The organism is Pseudoduganella lutea (genome assembly GCF_004209755.1).
Classification (GTDB): domain Bacteria; phylum Pseudomonadota; class Gammaproteobacteria; order Burkholderiales; family Burkholderiaceae_D; genus Rugamonas; species Rugamonas lutea.
Window position 1 is genome coordinate 3,930,904 of the sequence record NZ_CP035913.1, and the last position, 23,259, is coordinate 3,954,162.

Annotated in this window: 23 protein-coding genes; 14 read left to right on the top strand and 9 right to left on the bottom strand. The window is 64.5% G+C overall.

The features are described 5' to 3' along the window. Positions 1-342: 342 nt before the first annotated feature. The 7 genes from EWM63_RS16690 (at position 343) to EWM63_RS16720 (ending at position 9,159) form a co-directional block, all read left to right on the top strand. Complete coding sequence (locus tag EWM63_RS16690; protein WP_130187539.1) at positions 343-444, top strand: potassium-transporting ATPase subunit F; 102 nt, start codon at positions 343-345, stop codon at positions 442-444. After that, positions 441-2,156 carry a potassium-transporting ATPase subunit KdpA gene (gene kdpA, locus EWM63_RS16695; protein WP_130187540.1) on the top strand — a complete coding sequence of 572 codons (1,716 nt, stop codon included), beginning with the start codon at positions 441-443 and terminating at the stop codon, positions 2,154-2,156. The genes EWM63_RS16690 and kdpA overlap by 4 nt, the downstream gene beginning before the upstream one ends. Positions 2,157-2,164: 8 nt before the next feature. Next, entirely contained in the window at positions 2,165-4,255 is a 2,091-nt protein-coding gene (gene kdpB, locus EWM63_RS16700; RefSeq protein ID WP_130187541.1) for a potassium-transporting ATPase subunit KdpB, read from the top strand. A gap of 47 nt (positions 4,256-4,302) precedes the next feature. After that, positions 4,303-4,872, top strand: coding sequence for a potassium-transporting ATPase subunit KdpC (gene kdpC, locus EWM63_RS16705; RefSeq protein ID WP_130187542.1), 570 nt, complete (start codon positions 4,303-4,305; stop codon positions 4,870-4,872). Positions 4,873-4,913: 41 nt separating this feature from the next. Next, a complete protein-coding gene (locus tag EWM63_RS16710; protein ID WP_130187543.1) occupies positions 4,914-7,706 on the top strand; it encodes a DUF4118 domain-containing protein in 2,793 nt (930 codons plus the stop codon). Beyond that, a complete protein-coding gene (gene kdpE / locus EWM63_RS16715) occupies positions 7,663-8,367 on the top strand; it encodes a two-component system response regulator KdpE (protein WP_130187544.1) in 705 nt (234 codons plus the stop codon). The genes EWM63_RS16710 and kdpE overlap by 44 nt, the downstream gene beginning before the upstream one ends. A 90-nt stretch (positions 8,368-8,457) precedes the next feature. Beyond that, positions 8,458-9,159, top strand: coding sequence for a TorF family putative porin (locus EWM63_RS16720; protein WP_130187545.1), 702 nt, complete (start codon positions 8,458-8,460; stop codon positions 9,157-9,159). Here EWM63_RS16720 and EWM63_RS16725 read toward each other — a convergent pair. Together EWM63_RS16725 and EWM63_RS16730 are read right to left on the bottom strand one after the other, a co-directional pair. Beyond that, positions 9,156-9,638, bottom strand: a complete 483-nt coding sequence (locus tag EWM63_RS16725; protein ID WP_130187546.1) for a P-loop NTPase family protein — start codon at positions 9,636-9,638, stop codon at positions 9,156-9,158. The two genes, EWM63_RS16720 and EWM63_RS16725, sit on opposite strands and share 4 nt — an antisense overlap. After that, positions 9,635-9,889 carry a hypothetical protein gene (locus tag EWM63_RS16730; protein ID WP_130187547.1) on the bottom strand — a complete coding sequence of 85 codons (255 nt, stop codon included), beginning with the start codon at positions 9,887-9,889 and terminating at the stop codon, positions 9,635-9,637. Before EWM63_RS16730 ends, EWM63_RS16725 begins: the two co-directional genes overlap by 4 nt. Positions 9,890-10,131: 242 nt before the next feature. Between EWM63_RS16730 and EWM63_RS16735 the strand changes: the two genes are divergently transcribed. Then, the gene (locus tag EWM63_RS16735; protein ID WP_130187548.1) at positions 10,132-11,202 is read left to right on the top strand and encodes a PDDEXK nuclease domain-containing protein; all 1,071 of its coding nucleotides are present in this window, start codon (positions 10,132-10,134) and stop codon (positions 11,200-11,202) included. A 55-nt stretch (positions 11,203-11,257) separates the two neighbouring features. Here the strand turns inward: EWM63_RS16735 and EWM63_RS16740 are convergent, their stop codons facing one another. From EWM63_RS16740 to EWM63_RS16750, 3 genes are read right to left on the bottom strand one after another with little or no spacing between them, the layout of a single operon-like run. Beyond that, positions 11,258-12,427 carry a vWA domain-containing protein gene (locus EWM63_RS16740; protein WP_130187549.1) on the bottom strand — a complete coding sequence of 390 codons (1,170 nt, stop codon included), beginning with the start codon at positions 12,425-12,427 and terminating at the stop codon, positions 11,258-11,260. Continuing rightward, complete coding sequence (locus EWM63_RS16745; protein ID WP_130187550.1) at positions 12,421-13,014, bottom strand: GNAT family N-acetyltransferase; 594 nt, start codon at positions 13,012-13,014, stop codon at positions 12,421-12,423. Before EWM63_RS16745 ends, EWM63_RS16740 begins: the two co-directional genes overlap by 7 nt. After that, positions 13,011-13,874: an AAA family ATPase gene (locus EWM63_RS16750; protein ID WP_130187551.1), complete on the bottom strand. Its 864-nt coding sequence runs from the start codon at positions 13,872-13,874 to the stop codon at positions 13,011-13,013. Before EWM63_RS16750 ends, EWM63_RS16745 begins: the two co-directional genes overlap by 4 nt. Positions 13,875-14,092: 218 nt before the next feature. Between EWM63_RS16750 and EWM63_RS16755 the strand changes: the two genes are divergently transcribed. Together EWM63_RS16755 and EWM63_RS16760 are read left to right on the top strand one after the other, a co-directional pair. Then, positions 14,093-14,425, top strand: a complete 333-nt coding sequence (locus EWM63_RS16755; RefSeq protein ID WP_229487335.1) for a c-type cytochrome — start codon at positions 14,093-14,095, stop codon at positions 14,423-14,425. 11 nt (positions 14,426-14,436) lie between these two features. Next, complete coding sequence (locus EWM63_RS16760; protein WP_130187552.1) at positions 14,437-14,781, top strand: c-type cytochrome; 345 nt, start codon at positions 14,437-14,439, stop codon at positions 14,779-14,781. An 85-nt stretch (positions 14,782-14,866) separates the two neighbouring features. On the opposite strand, the gene EWM63_RS16765 is transcribed toward EWM63_RS16760, so the two are convergent. Further along, entirely contained in the window at positions 14,867-15,298 is a 432-nt protein-coding gene (locus EWM63_RS16765; protein ID WP_130187553.1) for a DUF1841 family protein, read from the bottom strand. 160 nt (positions 15,299-15,458) lie between these two features. Then, the gene (locus tag EWM63_RS16770; RefSeq protein ID WP_229487337.1) at positions 15,459-16,085 is read right to left on the bottom strand and encodes an RNA pyrophosphohydrolase; all 627 of its coding nucleotides are present in this window, start codon (positions 16,083-16,085) and stop codon (positions 15,459-15,461) included. Positions 16,086-16,352: 267 nt separating this feature from the next. Between EWM63_RS16770 and EWM63_RS16775 the strand changes: the two genes are divergently transcribed. Beyond that, positions 16,353-18,089, top strand: coding sequence for a proline--tRNA ligase (locus EWM63_RS16775; RefSeq protein WP_130187554.1), 1,737 nt, complete (start codon positions 16,353-16,355; stop codon positions 18,087-18,089). Between the two features lies 1 nt (position 18,090). Continuing rightward, the gene (locus EWM63_RS16780) at positions 18,091-18,726 is read left to right on the top strand and encodes a lytic transglycosylase domain-containing protein (protein WP_130187555.1); all 636 of its coding nucleotides are present in this window, start codon (positions 18,091-18,093) and stop codon (positions 18,724-18,726) included. Positions 18,727-18,933: 207 nt separating this feature from the next. On the opposite strand, the gene EWM63_RS16785 is transcribed toward EWM63_RS16780, so the two are convergent. After that, positions 18,934-19,317: an SWIB/MDM2 domain-containing protein gene (locus EWM63_RS16785; protein ID WP_130187556.1), complete on the bottom strand. Its 384-nt coding sequence runs from the start codon at positions 19,315-19,317 to the stop codon at positions 18,934-18,936. 223 nt (positions 19,318-19,540) lie between these two features. Further along, positions 19,541-20,908 carry a signal recognition particle protein gene (ffh, locus tag EWM63_RS16790; RefSeq protein WP_130187557.1) on the bottom strand — a complete coding sequence of 456 codons (1,368 nt, stop codon included), beginning with the start codon at positions 20,906-20,908 and terminating at the stop codon, positions 19,541-19,543. 216 nt (positions 20,909-21,124) lie between these two features. Here ffh and EWM63_RS16795 point away from each other — a divergent pair, with 216 nt between their 5' ends. Further along, complete coding sequence (locus EWM63_RS16795; protein ID WP_130187558.1) at positions 21,125-22,183, top strand: YjgN family protein; 1,059 nt, start codon at positions 21,125-21,127, stop codon at positions 22,181-22,183. Continuing rightward, on the top strand, positions 22,183-23,208 hold the full coding sequence (locus tag EWM63_RS16800; RefSeq protein WP_307720779.1) for a M48 family metallopeptidase: 1,026 nt from the start codon (positions 22,183-22,185) through the stop codon (positions 23,206-23,208). The genes EWM63_RS16795 and EWM63_RS16800 overlap by 1 nt, the downstream gene beginning before the upstream one ends. Positions 23,209-23,259 lie beyond the last annotated feature (51 nt).

The window sequence follows — 23,259 nt, forward strand, 5'->3', positions numbered from 1 at the left end:
ATATTGCTGAGTGTTTTGCTGAGTAAGTGCGCTCGGTTGACGCAATGGCTGAATGGGTTAGTCCAGCATGTTAGTCCGGCATTCTAGCCGAGGCGCCGGGCAAGGAAGCAAGCATCACCGAAAACATCTGTATAAATATACAGTAAAACGACCGTTTTTACACCTTGTTTACAGCCAACCAGCCAGTCTTTACCCTGTTTTTAGGCCCCCGTCGATAAGCTGCTTTCCATCACAACACCTGGAGAAGGTAGCGATGGATATCGTATTTTTAGCCGCAATCGGCGCCTTCGCGGCGCTCGTATGCGGCATGGCGGCCGGGTGCGACCGGCTGGGGAAGAAGCCATGAACGCCGCCGGCAATCTCGTCTACCTGGGCGGCGCGCTGGTCGCGGCCGCGTTATTGGCATACCTGCTCGTCGCGCTGTTGAAGGCGGAGGACCTGTGACCGCCCAATCCCTGATCCTGCTGGCCGCCTTCCTGCTCGTGCTGCTGGCGCTGGCCTGGCCGCTCGGCGCCTTTCTCGCCAAAGTCGCGGACGATGCGCCCGTGCCCGGCCTGGCCTGGCTGCGCAAGCCCGAGGCATTCCTGTACCGCGCCGCCGGCCTGCCGGAAGACCGCGCCATGGGCTGGAAAAGCTATGCGATCGCGCTGATTGTCTTTAACACGCTTGGCACACTGTTCGTCTACGCCGTGCAGCGGCTGCAGGCGTGGCTGCCGCTGAACCCGCAGCACCTGCCGAACGTGGGCCCGGATTCGTCGTTCAACACGGCCGTGAGCTTTGTCGCCAACACGAACTGGCAGGGCTATGCCGGCGAGCAGACGATGAGCTACCTGACGCAGATGGTGGCGCTGGCCGGACAGAATTTCCTGTCGGCCGCCACGGGCATCGCCGTCGTGTTCGCGCTGGTGCGCGCCTTTGCCGCCCGCTCGACGGGCGCGATCGGCAACTTCTGGGTCGATGTCACCCGCGCCACGCTGTACGTGCTGCTGCCGCTGTCGCTGCTGCTGGCCGTGCTGCTCATGGGGCAAGGCGTGATCCAGAACTTCGACGCCTACCGCCAGGTCGCCACGCTGGAGGGTGGCGTACAGACCATCGCCATGGGCCCGGTCGCCTCGCAGGAAGCGATCAAGCTGCTGGGCACGAACGGCGGCGGCTTCTTCAACGCCAATTCCGCCCACCCGTTCGAGAACCCGACGGCGCTGGCCAATTTCATGCAGCTGATCGCCATCTTCCTGATTCCGGCCGCGCTGTGCTTCGCATTCGGCCGCATGGTGGGCGACATCCGCCAGGGCTGGGCCGTGCTGGCGGCGATGACGATCGTGTTCTGCCTGGCATCGCTCGCCATCTTCGCTGCCGAGCAGCAGGCCCACCCGGCATTGCAGGCGCTCGGCGTGGACCAGGCGGCGGGCGCGCTGCAATCGGGCGGCAACATGGAAGGCAAGGAAACCCGCTTCGGCATCGGGGGATCGGCGCTGTTCGCCGCCGTGACCACGGCCGCCTCGTGCGGCGCCGTCAACGCGATGCACGATTCGCTGATGCCGCTGGGCGGCGCGGTGCCGCTGCTGCTGATGCAGTTCGGCGAAGTGATCTTCGGTGGCGTGGGCTCGGGGCTGTACGGCATGCTCGTGTTCGCGATCCTGGCCGTGTTCGTGGCCGGGCTGATGATCGGCCGCACGCCGGAATACCTGGGCAAGAAGATCGGCCCCTACGAGATGAAGATGACGTCGCTGGCGATCCTCGCCACGCCGCTGCTGGTGCTGGGCGGAACGGCGGTCGCCGTCGTGGCGGGTGCCGGCACGGCGGGCATCGCCAACCCGGGGGCGCACGGTTTCTCCGAGGTCCTGTATGCCTTCACTTCGGCCGCCAACAACAACGGCAGCGCGTTTGCCGGGCTTTCCGCGAACACGCCGTTCTACAACACGATGCTGGCGATCGCCATGTGGTTCGGCCGCTTCGCCGTGATCGTGCCGGTACTGGCGATCGCCGGCTCGCTGGCGGCCCAGGCGCGGTTGCCTGTCACCGGCGGCACGATGCCCACCCACGGCCCGCTGTTCGTGTTCCTGCTGATCGGCACCGTCGTACTGGTCGGGGTGCTGAACTACGTGCCGGCCCTGGCGCTCGGCCCCGTCGTCGAACACCTGCAGCTTTTCAACTAGGAGTTTTCATGTCACGCACACCGCTGGCACTTTTCGATGCGCGGCTGGCCATTCCCGCGCTGGGCGACGCTTTCCGCAAGCTGCACCCGCGCGTGCAGCTGCGCAGCCCCGTCATGTTCGTCGTCTACGTGGGCAGCATCATCACCACGCTGCTGGCCGTGGCTGCGGCAACCGGGGGCGAAGGCAAGGCCGGCTTCACCGCGGCGATCGCCACCTGGCTGTGGTTCACCGTGCTGTTCGCCAACTTCGCCGAGGCGCTGGCCGAAGGGCGCAGCAAGGCGCAGGCCGCGTCGCTGCGGGCGCTGAAGACCACGGTCACGGCGAAGAAGCTGGCCACGCCAGTCCACGGCACCGCGTGGCTGCCGGTGCCGGCGAGCGACCTGCGCAAGGGCATGGTCGTGCTGGTCGAAGCGGGCGACGTGGTCCCGGCAGATGGCGAAGTGATCGAAGGCGTCGCATCCGTCGACGAAAGTGCGATCACGGGCGAATCGGCACCGGTGATCCGCGAATCGGGCGGCGATTTCTCGTCCGTCACCGGCGGTACCCGCGTGCTGTCGGACTGGCTCGTGGTGCGCATCGCCGTCAACCCGGGCGAGGCCTTCATCGACCGCATGATCTCGATGGTGGAGGGCGCGAAGCGGCAGAAGACGCCGAACGAGATCGCGCTGACCATCCTGCTCGTGGCGCTGACGATCGTGTTCCTCGTGGTGACGGTGACCCTGCTGCCGTTCTCGTTGTTCGCCGTGGGCGCGGCCGGCAGCGGCACGCCGGTGACGGTGACGGTACTGATCGCGCTGCTCGTGTGCCTGATCCCGACGACGATCGGTGGCCTGCTGTCGGCCATCGGCGTGGCCGGCATGAGCCGCATGATGGGCGCGAACGTCATCGCCACGTCCGGCCGGGCCGTGGAAGCGGCCGGCGACGTCGACGTGCTGCTGCTCGACAAGACCGGCACGATCACGCACGGCAACCGCCAGGCCGCGGCCTTCCTGCCCGCGCCGGGCGTCACGGAGGAGCAACTGGCCCGCTCGGCGCGGCTGGCATCGCTGGCCGACGAGACGCCGGAAGGGCGGAGCATCGTAGTCCTTGCGCGCCAGAAGTTCTCCATCGATGAAAGGGAACACGAACTGGCAAGGGAACACGAGCTGGCGCTGGCCGACGGTGGCAACGAGATCACGTTCGTGGCCTTCACGGCGCAGACGCGGATGAGCGGCGCCGACATCGGCGATCGCCAGCTGCGCAAGGGTGCCATGGACACGGTGCGTCGCTACGTGGAAGTGCAGGGCGGCCGCTGGCCGGCCGAAGTGGCCCGGCTGGCGGACGACGTGGCGCGGCGCGGCAGCACGCCGCTGGTCGTCGTTGACGGCTTCCGGGTGATGGGCGTGGTGGAGCTGAAGGACATCGTCAAGGCCGGCATCCGCGAACGCTTCGCCCAGTTGCGCAGGATGGGCATCCGCACCGTGATGATTACCGGCGACAACAGGCTGACCGCCGCGGCGATCGCCGCCGAGGCGGGCGTGGACGATTTCCTCGCCGAAGCCACGCCGGAAGACAAGCTGAAACTGATCCGCACCCAGCAGGCCGAGGGCCGGCTGGTGGCGATGACCGGCGACGGCACGAACGACGCGCCGGCGCTGGCCCAGGCCGACGTAGCCGTGTCGATGAACACGGGCACCCAGGCGGCAAAGGAAGCGGGCAACATGGTCGACCTGGATTCGAACCCGACCAAGCTGCTGGAAATCGTGGAGATCGGCAAGCAGATGCTGATGACACGGGGCGCGCTGACCACGTTCTCGATCGCCAACGACGTGGCCAAGTATTTCGCCATCATTCCCGCGGCTTTCGTGGGCACCTACCCGCAACTGGCGGCGCTGGACGTGATGCGGCTGACGAGCCCCGATTCCGCGATCATGTCCGCCGTGATCTTCAATGCGCTGATCATCGTGTTCCTGATTCCGCTGGCATTGAAGGGCGTGAAGTACCGGGCGCTGGGCGCGAGCGTGCTGCTGCGCCGTAACCTGCTCGTCTATGGCCTGGGCGGGCTCTTGCTGCCGTTCGTCGGCATCAAGCTGATCGACATTGCGCTGGCCGCGCTGTGAGTCACCCACTGCGCTGGCCGCGCTCCACCTGATCTGAAAGGTTCACCATGATTTCCCATCTCCGCCCCGCCGCCGTGATCTTCACCGCGCTGACCCTCGTGTGCGGCATCGTCTATCCCTATGTCGTCACGGGTTTCGGCCGCGTCGCCTATGCCGACCGGGCTGCCGGCGGCTTCGTTTCACGCGACGGCAAGGTGGTCGGCGCACGGCTTATCGGGCAGCAGTTCACGTCGCCCGGCTATTTCTGGGGCCGGCCATCGGCCACCGCGCCAGCGCCCTACAACGGTGCCGGCTCCGGCGGCTCGAACCAGGGCCCGACGAATCCCGCGCTGGCCGACGCGGTGAAGGCGCGCATCGCCGCCCTCAGGAGCGCCGATCCCGGCAACACGTCCCCGGTGCCGGTCGACCTGGTGACGGCATCCGCTTCCGGGCTCGATCCGGACATCAGCCTGGCCGCGGCCGGCTACCAGGCCAGCCGTGTCGCCCGCGCGCGGGGCATCGCACCCACCACGGTGCAGGCACTGGTCGAGCGCCATGCCGAGCGGCCAATGTTCGGCTTCCTCGGCGAACCGAAGGTAAACGTGCTGGCGCTGAATTCAGCCCTGGATGCGCTGTAACCTGGCTGTGACCCTTGCTGGAATCGACTACACTGCGCCCCATGCTCCCCATCGACAGCGAACGCCCCGATCCCGACGCCCTGCTGGCGCGGGTGCAGGCCGGTGAACGGCAGGCCGCGCGCGGCCGGCTGCGCATCTATTTCGGCGCCTCCGCCGGTGCCGGCAAGACGTACGCGATGCTCGGTGCCGCCCGCCAGCTGCAGGCGCAGGGCGAGCGGCCGCTGGTCGGCATCGTGGAAACGCACGGCCGGGCCGACACGGCGGCGCTGCTCGACGGCCTGGACGTGCTGCCGCTGAAGACGGTCGCGTGGCGCGGCAAGTCGCTGACCGAGTTCGACCTCGATGCGGCGCTGGCCCGGCGGCCGGCGCTCATCCTCGTTGACGAACTGGCGCACTCGAACGCGCCGGGCGCACGTCACCCGAAGCGGTGGCAGGACGTGGAAGAACTGCTCGACGCGGGCATCGACGTCTTCACCACCGTCAACGTGCAGCACCTGGAAAGCCTGAACGACGTCGTCGGCGGCATCACCGGCATCCGCGTGGCGGAAACGGTACCCGACACCGTGTTCGACCGCGCCGCCGAGGTGGTGCTGGTGGACGTGCCGGCCGACGTGTTGCTGGACCGGCTGAAGGATGGCAAGGTCTATGCGGGCGAGCAGGCCGGCCGCGCCGCCCGGCATTTCTTCAGGAAGGGCAACCTGATCGCGCTGCGCGAACTGGCACTGCGGCGCACGGCCGACCGCGTGGGCGGCGACGTGCGCGACTACCGCGTCGAGCAGTCGATCAGCCCGTTGTGGAAAAGTGGCGTTGCGCTGCTGGCCTGCGTGGGCCCGGCCGGCGGCGAAGCGGTGGTGCGCAGCACGGCCCGCCTGGCAACACAGCTCAATGCCGACTGGCAGGCCGTGTACGTTGAAACCCCGGTGCTGCAACGGCTGCCGGCCGATCACCGCGAACGCATCCTGCAAACCCTGAAGCTGGCGCAGGACCTGGGCGCCACCACCGCCGTGCTGGCCGGCGACGACATCGGCGCCGCCATCGCCCGCCATGCGCTGGAACGCAACATCGCGAAGGCCGTGCTGGGCCGCCCATCCGGCCATTGGTCATGGCGGCAACCCCTGCTGCGCCGGCTCGCCGCCCGCGCGCCGGCACTGGACCTGGTCGAAGTCGCCAGCACCGGGAAAAGTTGCCCGAAAAATGGGGGCGTAGCCGGGGTTTCAAGAAGCTTGGCTTCTTGCCGGCGCAGCGATGCAGGCTTGCAAGCCTGCATTCCTTCCGTCCCCCAATTTCTGAGCAAATTTCCCGGCGGTTTGCGCTGGTGGCGCTATGCGCTCGCGGCGCTTGCCACCGGCGTGGTGGCCGCCGTGGGCCTGCCGCTGGCGGGCGTGCTGGACATCACCAACATCGCGATGCTGTTCCTGCTGGCGGTGCTGCTGGTGGCGTTCCGGCTGGGCAGGGGGCCGGCGCTGCTGTCCAGCGTCGTCGGCGTGGCGGCGTTCGATTACCTGTTCGTGCAGCCCACGTTCTCGTTTGCCGTCAGCGATTTCCAGTACCTCGTCACCTTTGCCGTGATGCTGCTGGTAGGCCTCGTCACCAGCCACCTCGCGTCGCACCTGCGGTTCCAGGCGCGGGTGGCGTCGCACCGCGCCGAGCGGTCGCAGGCGCTGTATGAATATGCGCGCGACCTGACCGGCGTGCTGCAGACGGAGCAGGTGGTGGACATCACGCGCCGCACGCTGGCCGGCGCGTTCCGGGCTGACGTGACGCTGCTGCTGCCCGATGCGGACGGCCGCCTCGCCGAAGCGGGGGACAAGCCCGGCATTGCCGCCCCCGAGATGGCGATCGCGCAATGGGCATTCGACCATGCCGAGGCGGCCGGCATGGGCACCGGCACGCTGCCGTCATCGCCGCTGTTCTACCTGCCGCTGAAGGCGCCGATGCGCACGCGCGGCGTGCTGGCGATCGCACCGGCCGAGCCGCGCTGGCTGCTGATTCCCGAGCAACGCCGCCAGCTCGACACCTTCGCGGCACTGGCGGCGATCACGCTGGAGCGCGTGCATTACATCGACGTTGCCCAAGGCGCGTTGGTGCAGATGGAATCGGAGCGGCTGCGCAATTCGCTGCTGGCGGCGCTGTCGCACGACCTGCGCACGCCATTGACGTCGCTGGTGGGCATGGCGGAATCGCTGGCCCGTTCGCCGTTGGCCCCCGTGCAGCTGGAGCTGGCGCGGGCGCTGCAGGAGGAGAGCGTGCGCATGAGCACCCTCGTGACGAACCTGCTCGACATGGCGCGCATCGAAAGCGGTGCCGTGCGCCTGAACCTGCAATGGCAGGCGATCGAGGAGACGGCGGGCAGCGCGCTGCGGGCATGCCGCGTGCTGCTGGCCGCGCACCGCGTCGCCACCCGCCTGCCATCCGATCTGCCGCTGGTACGGTACGACGCGGTGCTCGTCGAGCGCGTGCTTGCCAACCTGCTGGAGAATGCCGTCAAGTACACGCCGGCCGGCAGCACGATCACGCTGTCGGCGCGCCGGGCCGGCGCCATGCTGGAAGTGACGGTCGCCGACAATGGCCCGGGCCTGCCCGCCGGCCAGGAAAAGGCGATCTTCGAGAAGTTCACGCGCGGGGAACGCGAGTCGGCCAAGCCTGGTGTCGGGCTCGGCCTGGCGATCTGCCGCGCCATCGTGGAAGCGCATGGTGGCGCCATCGCGGCGCGCCGCGCGGAGGAGGGGGGCGCTGCCCTCGTCTTCACGCTGCCGCTGGGCGAGCCGCCCCGCTGCCGGAGGAAAGCGAATGACCGACAAATTGATGCCGACCGCGCTGCTGGTCGAGGATGAACCGCAGATCCGCCGCTTCGTGCGGCTGGCGCTGGAAGAAGAGGGCTGGAACGTGCAGGAGGCGGCGACGATGCAGCGCGGCCTGATCGATGCCGGCACGCGCCGCCCGGACATCGTCATCCTCGACCTGGGCCTGCCCGACGGCGATGGCGTGGACCTGATCGCGGACCTGCGCAAATGGTCGCCGGTGCCGGTCATCGTGCTGTCGGCCCGCGTGGGCGAGGAAGACAAGATCCGCGCCCTCGATGCCGGGGCGGACGACTACCTGACGAAACCGTTCGGCGTGGGCGAGCTGCTGGCGCGGGTGCGGGCGCTGCAGCGGCGGCGCCGCACGCCGGAGCAGGATGCCGGCGGCGTGGTGCAGTTCGGCGACGTGAAGGTGGACCTGCAGGCGCGCATGGTCACCCGCGGCGGCCAGATGGTGCACCTGACGCCGACGGAATACCGGCTGCTGGCGGTACTCGTCAACCACGCCGGGCGCGTCGTCACCAATCCGCAGCTGCTGCGCGAAGTATGGGGGCCGTCGAACACGGAAAACGGCCACTACCTGCGTATCTACATGGGGCACCTGCGGCAGAAGCTGGAGCGCGACCCCGCCCAGCCCGCGCACCTGCTGACCGAAACGGCGGTTGGCTACCGGCTGCTGCTGGCGCCCGGCTGACTTCTTACTAAACAGCACCAGGCCAGCTGCGCCGCCGCGTTCACACGCGACGGTGAAGGCCCCGTTCACCCCATCATTTGAAAGTACTTCATGAAACGACTGATTTCAGGCATTACCCTGGCCATCGCCTTTGCAACGGCGTCGGCGCAGGTCACGTACAACGCGGCGGTGGTATCGGACTACCGTTACCGCGGCATTTCGCAGACGCGGCTTCAACCGGCGCTGCAGGGCGGTGCTGACTGGACCGCCGACGGCTTCTACGTGGGCGCCTGGGCGTCAACGATCAAATGGGTGAGGGATGCCGGCGGCGATGGCGGCGTGGAGATCGACGCCTATGCCGGCAAGCGCGGCGACATCGGCGCAGGCTTCACGTACGACGTGGGCGTGCTGGGCTACGCCTACCCGTCGAACAGCCTGCATCCCGATGCCGATACACTGGAACTGTATGGCCAGCTGGGTTATGGGCCCGCCACGCTGAAGTATTCGCATGCGGCCACGAACCTGTTCGGCTTTGCCGACAGCCGGCACAGCGGCTACCTGGATGCTTCCGTCAACCACGACCTGGGCGGCGGCTGGACCGTCAACCTGCACGCCGGCCGGCAGAAAGTGCGCAGCCACGACAGCGCCAGCTACACGGACTGGAAGGCGGGTGTGACGAAGGACCTGGGCATCATTGTCGTGGCACTGGCCTATGTCGGCACGAATGCCAACCGATCCGTTTATTCTTCGCCGGTGAACGGCAAGTTCACCGGCCGGGATGCCGTGCTGGTGACGGTATCGAAAGTCTTCTAGACGCGGAACACGCTGGCATACAGGGTTTCGTCGCCGGCGGCCAGTTCGGCGCCGGGGAGCCCGGCATGCAGCAGGGCCGCGGTGCGGCAGTCGCCGTCGGCCGGCACGATGACGATGCGCAGCCCTGGGTTGAACAGCCGCGCGTTGCCGATGCGTTCGGCCAGGCGGGCGGCCCGGGTGGCGTCGCCGTCCAGGTTTTCGGCCGGCACCACGACCACGCGGGCGGCGATCAGCGCGGCGCGGCTGCCTTGCGAATCGCGACCATCGGCATCGACGACGATGTCCTGGAAGCGCTGGCCCAGGTTTTCCAGTTCCGCGCCCACGCCCTTTCCGTTGACGCTGCGCACCGGCAAAGCCGGGCGGGCATGCGGCTGCGAGTCCGCATCCATCAGCAGCACCTTGCGGCCGGACTGGCTGCGCCGGGCGGCCAGCACCAGCTTGGCCTCGCAGGCGCGTTCGCTCACCACGGTCACGATCATGATTGCACCAAGCGGCCAAACTGTGCTGAGGGTAATGAGCGCATCACGGCGGCATCCATCAGCGCGCGCTTTGCCGACTCCGTAATGCGCAGCCATACGACCATCTTCGTCGCATGCTTGATGGGCTGCATGCGCATGAACGACAACATGCTGCCGCAATGGCGCACAACGAGGCGACGCAGGTCGAGCATGCACGCGGCGTCGACGGTAATCTGGAGAAGCAGGGTCGGGCGGGGTACGGTATCGGTCATGGCAGCCGTCGCTGGGGAGTTGGACTGGATTCACGATAGCAGCGCACTCTTAACAGGGCTGTAAAGAAGACGGCCGTTGTTGTCACGGCCGTGTAAAAAGCGTAAGTGCTATTTTGACAGCACTCCTATTCCTGTTTCAGGTGGCCTGAGTGGAGTATAGCCATGGCATCCATGGGATTTATTGCATAATTAGTTGGATTGGCAGCAGTTTATGCTGAACAGATACTATCGAGGAGCAAGTTGTGGAACCGAAAGATGTAGAGACTACGACTGCAACAACGAGCCTGGCTGGCGATATCCGCGCGCTTATCGATGAAGCACGGGCTGGGCTGGCTGCAACGGTTAACTCGGCCTTGACCATATTGTATTGGCGAATTGGCCGGCGCATAGGTGTGGAGGTACTCCAAGGAGGACGGGCTGGATACGGCGAACAGATTGTTGTTTCGCTGGCGCGGCAATTGGAAGCCGATCATGGGCGTGGTTTTGGTGCCAAGAACTTGCGCCACATGGTGCGTTTTGGTGAGGTTTTCGAGGCGGAGGAGATTGTCTACTCACTGAGTAGACAATTGAGCTGGACCCACTTGCGCAGCCTGATCTATATCGACGATCCCCTCAAGCGGGAGTTTTATCTGCAAATGTGCCGCAGCGAGGGCTGGAGCACTCGTACCTTGCAAGGACGTCTCGATTCCATGTTGTTCGAGCGAACTGCGCTCTCGCGCAAGCCTGACGAACTGCTGGCAAGTGAGCTGACAACGTTACGCGCGCAAGGAGTAATCGGGCCTAATCTCGTTCTGAAGGATCCATACGTACTAGACTTCCTGGAATTACGCGATCGCTATCTTGAAAAGGATCTTGAAGACGCCATTCTTCGCGAGCTGGAGAATTTCCTGCTTGAGCTGGGAGCCGGCTTCAGCTTTGTCGCGCGCCAAAAACGGCTGCAAATCGATAACAACGATTTTTACATCGACTTGCTCTTCTATAATCGCCGCTTGCGGCGTCTGGTCGCAATCGAGCTCAAGCTTGGTGAATTCAAGGCTGCCGATAAAGGTCAGATGGAGCTCTACCTGCGTTGGCTGGCCAAACACGAACAGGAATCTGGCGAAGCGCCGCCGTTGGGAATCATTCTATGCACTGGCAAAAATCGTGAACAGATCGAACTGCTCGAACTTGATCAAAGCGGCATTCATGTAGCTGAATATCTCGTCGGCTTACCTTCGCGGCAATTGCTGGAGCAGAAGCTGCACGAGGCGGTGGCATTATCAAGAGCGCGGCTGGAGAATCGGCCTGGGCCGCTAGGAAACGCAGCTGAATAGGATGGCGGGCTGATACGTAGTCAGCGTATGGATCTCCGTTTTTTGTTGGCTTTCCTTATTTGCTCAGCACCCGCATCGCCCGCTCCAGCCCCTCGAGCGTGGTGGGGAACATGCGGTTGTTCATGATCTGCCGGATGATGGCGATCGATTGCCGGTATTGCCAGTACTGTTCCGGCTCCGGGTTCAGCCAGACGAACTTCGGGAATGCCTGCGTGAAGCGGGCCAGCCATTCGGCGCCGGCCTCCTGGTTGTTGTACTCGACGGAGCCGCCGGCCTGCAGGATTTCATAGGGGCTCATCGTGGCGTCGCCAACGAAGATCAGCTTGGTGTCCGGCGTGTACTTGCGCAGCACGTCCCAGGTGGGGAAACGCTCGGCGTTGCGGCGGCGGTTGTTCTTCCACAGGTAATCGTAGACGCAGTTGTGGAAGTAGAAGAACTCCATGTTCTTGAATTCCGAACTGGCCGCGGAAAACAGTTCCTCAGTGCGTTCGACGTGGTCGTCCATCGTGCCGCCCACGTCGAACAGCATCAATACCATGACGTTGTTGCGGCGCTCCGGCTGCATGCGGATATCGAGCCAGCCGGCGTTGTTGGCGGTGGCGCGGATCGTCTGGTCCAGCGCCAGTTCTTCCTGGGCGCCATCGCGGGCGAAGCGGCGCAGGCGGCGCAAGGCCACCTTGATGTTGCGGGTGCCCAGCTCCTTGTCGGCGTCGTAATCCTTGTAGGTGCGCTGGTCCCACACTTTCACGGCCGTGCGGTTGCCGCCTTTGCCACCGATGCGAACACCCTCGGGATTCGTGCCGCCATTGCCGAACGGCGACGTGCCGCCGGTGCCTATCCACTTGCCGCCGCCTTCGTGGCGTTCCTTCTGTTCCTTCAGCAGCTCCTGCAGGCGGTCCATCAGCTTGTCGTAGCCGAATTTTTCCAGCGCGGCGATCTGCTCGTCCGTCAGCTCGCGCTTCATCCGCTGCAGCAGCCAGTCCAGCGGGATCGACGCCTTCGTGTCGAACGCGCCGTCGATGCCCTTGAAGTACTGGGCGAAGGCGCGGTCGAAGCGGTCGTAGTGGGCTTCATCTTTCACGAGCACGATGCGCGCGAGGTAGTAGAAATCGTCGAGCGATTGCGTGACGACGTTTTTCTCCAACGCCTCCAGCAAGGTGAGGAATTCCTTGATGGTGACGGGGATTTTCGCGTCCTTCAGCGTGAAGAAGAAGTCGATCAGCATGGACGTGGACGCTGCAATAAATAGTCGATGTGGGCGCGGATTTCCGGCCACTCGCCACGCACGATGCTGTACATGACGGTGTCGCGCACGGTGCCGTCGCGGCGCACCCCGTAGTGGCGGATCACGCCATCCTTCTTCGCGCCGAGCCGTTCGATCGCGGCCTGCGAGGCGTGGTTGAAATTGTCCGTGCGCAGGCCGACGACGGCGCAGCCCAGCGTGTCGAACGCGTGCGCCAGCAGCATGCGCTTGCAGCTCGTGTTGACGTGGCTGCGCTGGCGGCTTTTCGCATACCACGTGTAGCCGATTTCCACGCGGTCGATGGCCGGCATGATGTCGTGGTAGCTGGTCGTGCCCACGATTTCCCCGGTGGCGGCGTCGATCACCGCGAATGCCAGCCGGGCAGGGCGCATCTCGAGCGCGGTGGCGATGTACGCTTCGACATGTTTCGGTTCCGGCACGGACGTGATGCGCAGTTTCCACAGTTCGCCGTCGCGTGCCGCCGCGCGCAGGCCATCGGCGTGCTGGTAGCCCAGCGGCTCCAGGCGCACGCCGTTCAATGCCAGCGTGACGGGCTGCACGTCGATCATCGGTTCGTCCTCGACATGAACACGAGGCGTTCGAACAGGTGCACGTCCTGCTCGTTCTTCAGCAGCGCGCCGTGCAGCGGCGGCACGATGGCCTTGGCGTCCTTGCTGCGCAGGGCTTCCGGCGAAATGTCCTCGGCCAGCAGCAGTTTCATCCAGTCGAGGAATTCGGAGGTGGACGGCTTTTTCTTCAGGCCGGACACATCGCGCACTTCATAGAACGTCTGCAGCGCCTGTGCCAGCAATTCCTGCTTCAGGTGCGGGAAGTGCACCTTCACGATGGCTTCCATCGTATCCTTGTCGGGGAAGGCGATGTAGTGGAAGAAGCAGCGGCGCAGGAAGGCGTCCGGCAGTTCCTTTTCGTTGTTCGACGTGATGATGACGAGCGGGCGGTGCTTTGCCACCACCATCTCGCGCGTTTCATACACATAGAATTCCATCCGGTCCAGCTCGCGCAGCAGGTCGTTCGGGAATTCGATGTCGGCCTTGTCGATCTCGTCGATCAGCAGCACCACGGGTTCCGGCGCCGTGAAGGCTTGCCACAGCACGCCCTTGACGATGTAGTTGTGGATGTCGCGCACGCGCTCGTCGCCCAGCTGCGAGTCGCGCAGGCGCGACACGGCGTCATATTCATACAGCCCCTGCTGCGCCTTGGTGGTGGATTTGATGTGCCATTGCAACAGCGGGCGGTCCAGCGCGGCGGCCACTTCCTCGGCCAGCATCGTCTTGCCGGTGCCCGGTTCGCCCTTCACGAGCAGTGGCCGCTGCAAGGTGAGCGCCGCATTGACGGCCAGTTTCAGGTCATTGGTGGCAACGTATTGGGCGGAGCCTTCAAAACGTTTATTCTTGTGGTCAACGGTCATGGACAAACTTCCGGTGGCGGGAAAAAAAGCCAGTATACGGTAGTTCTACGCAGGTTAGTACGTACTGGAAACGTGGTGGACGACCGGAAATACCTGCGCTAGAATCGGCCGCTGGTAGCACGAAAAACAAGTATTTATGCAAGCAGCAAGGGGGACACGGAGACCGCGATGAAGAATGAGTCCCCTCCAATTACTCTTTTGGACTCGACTAGCCACCCATGACCAGACTCACAGCAGTGTTCCTGCTTGCCGGCGCCATGCACGCCGCCCCGGCCGCCTTCGCCGCGGACATCGTCGGCAACCCCGCCAACGTATCCGCGAACAAGCTTGAAATGTGCATCGGCTGCCATGCCATTCCGGGCTACAAGGCAACCTTCCCCGAAGTGTTCCAGGTGCCGAAGATCGGCGGCCAGAACGCCAAGTACATCGAAGCGGCGCTGAAGGCCTACCAGAAGGGCGATCGCAAGCATCCGTCGATGAAGGGCATCGCGGTCAGCCTTTCCGACCAGGAAATCGCCGACCTCGCCGCCTATTACGCCAAGCAGAAATGAGGAAGACCACGATGAAGAAAACCCTGCTCGCCGTGGCCTGCCTGATCGCGTCCGCCACCGCTTCCGCCGTCGGCGGCAACATCAACAACGGCAAGGCGCTGGCCGAAAAATATGCCTGCGCCACCTGCCATGGCAAGGACTACAACTCGCCGATCGACCCGAGCTATCCGAAGCTGGCCGGCCAGCACAAGGATTACCTGGCCCACGCGCTGGTCGCCTACAAGCGCGGCGATGGCCCGAACGGCCGCAACAACCCGATCATGGGCGGGCTCGTGAAGCCGCTGTCGAACAAGGACATCGCCGACCTGGCCGCCTACTTCCACAGCCTGCCGGGCAATATGGTCGTCAAGCGATAATCGCCAGGCAGCAAAACTGGGGACGTACCCCTGTTTAGAAGAAATTTCCTCTAAACAGGGGTACGTCCCCTGTTTTTCCCCAGGGCTATTGCTGCACGCGGCGCTTCACGGCGTCGATGTACGCGTCGCCGTCCGGTGGCAGCCCGTTGCGCTGCGACTTCCAGATCATCTCCCCCAGGCATTCCATGATTTCGTGCTGCGCGTCGTGCGTGGAGTCGAGTTTTTTCGACAGCGCCTCATAGGCGGCGCGGATGCCGCGCGGCGAGTCGATCGAGACCTGTTCGGAGATCGACAGGTGCATCGCCAGATGCAGGAAGGGGTTGGCTTCCCCGCCTTCGACGGAATAGTCGCGCGCCAGGGCCGCTTCCACGTCGGTCAGCGCATCGTCGTATTCGGGGTGCAGGCGCACCCAGTCGAGCGCCATCGCTTCGAGCGGCGTGAGGATTTCATGGGCGCGGTCCTTGCGGAACACCTCGCAGAAGAAGCGGCGTACGTCGTGGGAAGAGGGGGTGAACATGGGGCTGGCGGCGGCTGCGGAAGATGGGGCGGATATTGTACAAAGAAATGCCCGCCGGCGCAGGTTGCGCGAGAGAAGACCGGTCGGTCCGCCGCAGCGGTCGGACACCCTGCCTGGGGGCAGGATGTCCGACACCGATGCATCGAGCGTTGGCGAAACGCTAACGCTTGCCGGAGGTGGCCAGCGCCGCGCCGTCGCAGCCGACCAGTTCCTGTGGTGGCGTGGCTACCGCCTGCTGTTGCCGTTGACCCTGCTGGCCGCGGCCATGCGGCTGGCGCAGGTAGCGCGACGAGTGCCGGCGTTCGCCGTGCGCGGGCCATGACAGGAACCGCGACAGTTCCTGCAGCGCGCGCTGGTACACCTCGCGCTTGAACTCGATGACCACGTCCAGCGGCACCCAGTATTCATGCCAGCGCCACGCATCGAACTCGGGGTGGTCCGTCAGGCGCAGGTTCACTTCATTGTCACGCGCGCACATGCGCAGCAGGAACCAGATCTGCTTCTGGCCACGGTAGTGCCCGCGGATCTCGCGCTTGATGAAATGATCCGGCACTTCGTAGCGCAGCCAGTCGCGCGTGCGGCCCACGATTTTCACGTGCTCCGGACGCAACCCGATCTCTTCCTGCAGCTCCCGGTACATGGCCTGTTCGGGTGTTTCGCCGTACTTGATTCCTCCTTGCGGAAATTGCCATGAGTGCTCGCGCACCCGCTTGCCCCACCACACCTCGTTATGCGAGTTGAGCAGGATGATGCCGACGTTGGGGCGGAACCCTTCCCGATCGAGCATAGTGCACCTCAAACTTTCTGCGTGCCGACGCAGCCCTCAAGCATCTATCTTCTTACATTTTTGCCTACAAGTCCGCTTGCCTGCAGCGCCTCCGTGTTACGGAGGGTGGCGGCAAGCCCGCAGTGAACGCCGCGGTTGGACGCCGCGGTGAACGCTGCAGTTGCATGCTGCACTTGTACGAATTTATAAATGATGGATGCATCAGCCAGCTAATCCTTTAAAATTAGGTTGATTATAACCCTCTCTTTTTGAAAAGAATTCACAGATATGCGTGCGTCACGGTTTTTTATTTCCACACTTAAAGAAGCGCCTTCCGACGCCGAAATCGTCAGCCACAAACTGATGATGCGGGCCGGCATGATCAAGCGGCTGGGCTCGGGCATCTACACGTACATGCCGATGGGCCTGAAGGTGATCCGCAAGGTCGAGGCGATCGTGCGCGAGGAGATGAACCGCGCCGGCGCCATCGAGCTGCTGATGCCGCTGGTGCAGCCGGCCGAGCTGTGGCAGGAAACGGGCCGCTGGGACAAGATGGGGCCGGAACTGATGCGCGTAAAGGACCGGCATGGCCGCGAATTCGCGATCCAGCCCACGTCCGAGGAAGTCATCACCGACGTGGTGCGCAGCGAGATCAAGTCCTACCGCCAGCTGCCGTTGAATTTTTACCACATCCAGACGAAATTCCGCGACGAGCGCCGCCCCCGCTTCGGCCTGATGCGCGGCCGCGAATTCACGATGAAGGATGCGTATTCGTTCGACCGCGACCTGGAAGGCATGCAGAAGTCCTACCAGGTCATGTTCGATGCCTACACGAAGATCTTTACGCGCTTCGGCCTGAAGTTCCGTGCCGTGGCGGCGGACAATGGCGCCATCGGCGGCACCGGCTCGCATGAATTCCACGTCATCGCCAGCACCGGCGAAGATGCGCTCGTGTATTGCCCCACCTCCGACTACGCGGCCAATATGGAAGCGGCCGAGGCCGTGCCGACCGGCACCCGCGCGGCCCCGTCGGCCGAACTGGTGAAAACGGCCACGCCGAAGGCCGCCAAGTGCGAGGACGTGGCGAAGCTGCTGGGCATCGACCTGTCGAAGACGGTGAAGACGATCGCGCTGACGGCGGAAACGGAAACCGACGGCAAACTGGATAAACAGTATTTCATGCTGCTGCTGCGCGGCGACCATGAGCTGAACGAGATCAAGGCAGCGAAGGTGCCGGGCCTGCAGGGCGCCTACCGCTTCTCCACCGAAGCGGAAATCGAGGAAGTGTACGGCTGCAAGCCGGGCTACCTGGGGCCGATCGGCACGAAGGCGCCGGTCACCATCGTGGCCGACCGCACCGTGGCCAACATGGCCGATTTCGTGACCGGCGCGAACGAGGAGGATTTCCACTTCACGGGCGCGAACTGGGGCCGCGACGTGGCCGAGCCGCATGTGACGGCCGACCTGCGCAACGTGGTCGAAGGCGATCCTTCGCCGGACGGCAAGGGCGTGCTGGCCATCGAGCGCGGTATCGAAGTGGGCCACGTGTTCCAGCTGGGTACCGCGTACTCGGCAGCCATGAACGCCACCTACCTCGATGAAAACGGCAAGCCGGCACCGCTGCAGATGGGGTGCTACGGTATCGGTGTCACGCGCATCCTGGGCGCGGCGATCGAGCAGAACTTCGACGACAAGGGCATCGTCTGGCCGACGTCGATCGCGCCGTTCGAGCTGGTGCTGTGCCCGATGGGCTACGACCGCAGCGAACTGGTGAAGGAAGAGACCGACAAGTTGTACGCGGCGGCGCTGGCGGCCGGCATCGACGTCATCGTCGACGACCGCGGCCTGCGCCCCGGCGCCATGTTCGCGGACTGGGAGCTGATCGGCGTGCCGCACCGTGTCGTCATCGGCGACCGTGGCCTGAAGGATGGCAACCTGGAATACCAGGGCCGCCGCGACACCGAAGCGACGAACGTGCCCCTCGCCGACATCGTGGCCTTCATCAAGGCCCGAGTGCAGCAGTAACATGAAGGGCGGACGGGAACGGCGCCGCTGGTGGGCGCGCCCCTTGCGCTGGTGGCACACGGTGGCCTTCGCCACCGGCGTGCTGTGCGCGCCGTTCGGCTTTGCCGGCAACCAGAAAGAGGAATCGCTGGCCGACTCCGTACGGGTCGCGCTGTCCAACGCGATCCTCGATGCCCGGCCGCCGAAGCCCGCGTTTACGAACCCGGCCGACCAGGCGCGCTATGACGCCTGGGTGGCCGACATGTCCGGGCGCCTCGCGCGCAAGCTGCCGGACGAACAGCACCGCCGCGAATTCCTGGAAACCGTGTGGTACGAGGCGCGCCGCGCCGGCCTCGAGCCGTCGCTCGTGCTGGGGCTGATCCAGGTGGAATCGGCGTACCGCAAATATGCCGTATCGATCGTCGGTGCGCGCGGCTACATGCAGGTGATGCCGTTCTGGACCAACGTGATCGGCGACCGGGACCGCCGCAAGCTGTTCAACATGCAGACCAACCTGCGCTACGGCTGCGCGATCCTGCGCATGTACATCGACATGGAGCGCGGCGACCTGTTTCTCGCGCTCGGGCGCTACAACGGCAGCCGCGGCAAGCCGGCGTATCCAAACGCCGTGCTGAAGGCGTGGAATAACTGGAAATAGTAAAACCGGTGGCGAAGCCGGGGTTTCGAGGAGTACTGCTCCTTGCCGGCGTAGCGGAGATGGTTTGCAAACCATCGCTCCTTTCAGACCCCGATTTCTGGAAATGTTTCCCGAAATTTGGGTCTGACCCCGGTTTCAGGCAATAAAAAATCCCCGGATGCATTCGCGTGCCGGGGATTTTTTTGTACCGGTCGGGCCGGTACATTATCAGCTCAAATGATCGGAAATCAGCTTCGTCATTTCAAACATGGAAACCTGGGCCTTGCCGCCGAAGACAGCTTTCAGCTTGTCGTCCGCGTTGATCATGCGGCGGTTGGCGGCATCCTGCAGGTTGTGCTTCTTGATGTATTCCCAGACTTTCTTCGTGACTTCCGTGCGTGGCAGCGGGGAGGCGCCTACTACCGGGGACAGCTGGGCAGACGGAGTCATCTCTTTCATGAATGCTGCATTGGGCTTGCGTGCTGCGGGTTCTGCCTTTTTCGCTGCCGGCTTGGCTGCAGCTTTCGCTGGAGCGGCGGCCTTTTTTGCCGGAGCCGCTTTGGTTGCGGCTTTCTTGGCAGGTGCTGCCGTGGATTTCTTGGCTGTTGCCATATTCGAGCCTCCTTAACGAACACATGGAAAATTGCGCATTACAATCGCACGGCTAATATTGGTGGGCTTTTTACAAGGATGCAAGCGTTTTTCGCCTTTTTTGTGGGAAACGGCACGTAAAGAAAGGTTAATAATGAAAAAACCGCCGCTGGGCTTGCGCGCAGGGCGGTTTTGGCAGGGCGCACGGGACGGAAAGCCGCGCCGTTGCTGGTGTTCCGTGGCGTCAGCGCATGCCGGGCATCATGCCTTTCATCGAGCGCATCATCTTCATCAGACCACCACCCTGCAGCTTCTTCATCATCGTCTGCATCTGTTCGAACTGGTTCAGCATACGGTTTACTTCCTGCACCTGCACGCCGGCGCCGGCCGCGATGCGGCGCTTGCGGGCCGCCTTGATCAGGTCGGGTTTCGCGCGCTCGGCCGGGGTCATCGAATCGATGATGCCGACCATGCGGCGCACCTGCTTTTCCGCCTGGTCCATGTTCGCGTTGCCGGCCGCCTGCTGGAACTGGGCCGGCAGTTTGTCGACCAGGCCGGCCATGCCGCCCATTTTCTTCATCTGGCCCAGCTGCGCCTTGAAGTCGTTCATGTCGAACTTGCCGCCGGCCTTGACCTTCGCGGCCAGCTCCGCCGCCGCTTTCTCGTCGACGCCCTTGCGCGCTTCCTCGACGAGCGCGAGGATGTCGCCCATGCCGAGCACGCGGTTGGCCATGCGGGTGGGATCGAACGCTTCCAGGCCGTCGAGCTTTTCCGACACGCCGGCGAACTTGATCGGCTTGCCGGTGATGTGGCGCACGGACAGGGCGGCACCGCCGCGCGAATCGCCATCGAGCTTGGTCAGCACGATGCCGGTCAGCGGCAGCGCGTCGTTGAAGGCCTTCGCCGTATTGATCGCATCCTGGCCCAGCATCGCGTCGACGACGAACAGCGTTTCGATGGGCTTGACCGCGCCGTGCACGGCGGTGATCTCCTTCATCATCTCTTCATCGATGCCGAGGCGGCCGGCCGTGTCGATGATCAGCACGTCGTGGTAATGCTTCTTCGCCCAGTCCAGTGCGGCCAGCGCGATGTCGACCGGCTTGTCCTGCGCGGTGGACGGGAAGAAGTCGGCACCGGCCTGGCCCGTCACGGACTGCAGCTGCGCAATAGCGGCGGGGCGGTACACGTCGGCCGACACGGTCAGCACTTTTTTCTTCTTCTGCTCGCGCAGGTACTTGGCCAGCTTGCCGACGGTGGTGGTCTTACCGACGCCCTGCAGGCCGGCCATCAGGATGATCGCCGGCGGCTGCTGCGCAAAGCTCAGCTGCGTGGCTTCGGGGCCGAGGTCGGCGCCCATCAGCGCGCCCAGCTCGCGCTGCACCACGCCCACCAGCGCCTGGCCCGGCGACAGCGAACCGACGACTTCTTCGCCGAGCGCCTTTTCCTTGACCTTGCCGATGAATTCGCGCACCGCGGGCAGCGCCACGTCGGCCTCGAGCAGGGCAAGGCGCACTTCGCGCAGCATCTCGGCGGTGTTGGCTTCGGTCAGGCGGGCCTCGCCGCGCATGGTCTTGACGACCTTGGCGAGGCGTTGAGTCAGATTGTCTAGCATGTCGGGTGATCAGTAAGAGAGGCGGGCAACTGCCCGGAAACCGTGCCATTTTACATTAGTGCAGGGACCGCGGGTCTGTGCGCAGTGCCACGGCGATGCTCTCCAATTGTCACAGCCGTGCACACTTCATGGCGACGAATGCCATTCCTGATTGACAACGTTTCAAGGCGCCGTCATCGTTGCTCGTTCACTTTCATCACTATCATGGGGAGCAGCATGAGCAGCAATCATAGCGGCAGTGCAGCAGTAGAGCAGGTGGAGCCGCAGAGCCGGGAAGAAGGCTTTGCGTTCACCGCAACGGGCAGCGAGTATTTCCGGATCTGGATCGTCAACCTGCTGCTGACGATCGTCACGCTGGGCATCTACTCGGCCTGGGCGAAGGTGCGGACCAATCAGTACTTTTATGCAAACACGCGCCTTGCCGGCGGCGGGTTCGAATACCACGCGAAGCCGGGCGCGATCCTGAAAGGACGCATCGTGGCCGCCTTGCTGTTCGGCGGCTATAACCTCGCCTTGCAATTTTCACTGACCGCCGGCATGGCGATGCTGGCATTGGTGATGGCCGTGATGCCGTGGCTGGTCTGGAAGAGCCTGCAGTTTGCCTTGTATAACAGCAGCTATCGCGGCATCCGGTTCGGATTCGGCGGCAGCGCGAAAGCGGCCTATTTCCACTACCTCCTGCTGCCGCTTCTGGGCGTGCTGAGCCTTGGCCTGCTGTACCCGTTCGTCCACCAGCGCATCAAGCGCTTCCAGCACACGAACAGCCGCTACGGTAACGTGCCATTTGCCTTCGATGCGCCAGTGCGCGGCTTCTACAAGGTCTATTTTGGCGTGGTCGGCATGATGCTGCTGGCCATGATCGGATCCGCGATCATCACCTTCATTGTCGTTATCTCCGGCGTACACAAGGAGAGCTGGGCGGTTTGGGTACCGTTTGCAGTGGTGTATCCCTTCATGCTGTGCGTGATGTTCGTGGCCATGGCCGCGCTCCAGAACCTGATCTGGAACCACACCTACCTCGGCCAGCACGGCTTCCGCTCGACGATGACGATGAAGGGGCTGGCATCGCTGTACATCACCAACACGCTGGCGATCATCTTCACGCTGGGCATGTTCATTCCGTTCGCTGTCGTGCGCGCGGCGAAATACCGCCTCGATTGCACGTCGCTGGTCGTGAACGGCAGCCTGGACGACATTACCGCCGGCCAGCGAGCCGAGATCGGCGCGATCGGCGAAGGCGCCGCGGACCTGGGCGGCTTCGACCTGGCGCTGTGATGATGCACCAGGAACTGTCCGGCAGCTACTTCGACGGCGTCACGTCGCGCGCGCACCGCGTCACGCTGGCGGTGCACGACGGCGCGGTGCACCTGACGGGCGACGCGCAGCGCAGCACGCCGCTGGCGGAAATGCGCGTGGCCGAGCGCATCGCCCGCGCACCGCGCAAGCTGACGTTTCCCGACGAAGCCACGTTCGAGGCGGACGACCAGGCGGCGCTCGACGCGCTGCTGCACGCCACGGGCCACCGCGACAGCATCGTGGTGCGGGCCCAGCAAAGCTGGCGCAGCGCGATCGCCGCGATCTGCGTGACAGCCGGCGTGCTGGTCGTGAGCTACCTGTTCGTGCTGCCGGCCGCCGCCGACCTGGTGGCGCACAATCTCCCCGTATCGGTCGAACGCCAGATCGGGCAGGGCACGCTGGCGCTACTGGACCGGCACGTGTTCTCGCCCAGCCGCCTGCCCGAGGCGCGGCGCGGCGAACTGGCGGCGCGCTTTGCGCGGCTGGTGCCGCCCGAGACGGTCGACGGGCCGGCTCCCGAGTGGCACCTGGTGTTCCGCAAGAGCCGCATCGGCCCGAACGCGTTCGCGCTGCCGTCGGGCCACATCGTGCTGACCGACGAGATGGTGGAGCTACTGCAGGATGACGACGGCGCCGTGATGGCCACGCTGGCCCATGAACTGGGCCACCTGCACGGCCGCCACCTGACGCGGCGGCTGATCCAGGGATCCGCCGTCGCGGCGGCAGGCCTGCTGATCTCCGGTGACGCCAGTTCGCTGGTGGCCGGCCTGCCGGCGCTGGCGCTGGACCTGCATTATTCACGCGACGCGGAGCGCGAGGCCGACGATTACGCCGTGGCGCTGCTGGAGCGGAACGGCCAGCCGCTGGCGTACCTGGAACGGGTCTTCGAGGCGTTCCAGCGGCTGGAGCACAAAGGTCCCCACGTGCCGGCCTACCTGTCCAGCCACCCGGACACGGCCGACCGGCTGGCGCGCGTGCGGCAGCATGACCGGCACACACCATGAAGTCCTCACCTTTGCATGGCAGGGCTTGCTATGATGGCCCTGCTGTTCAAA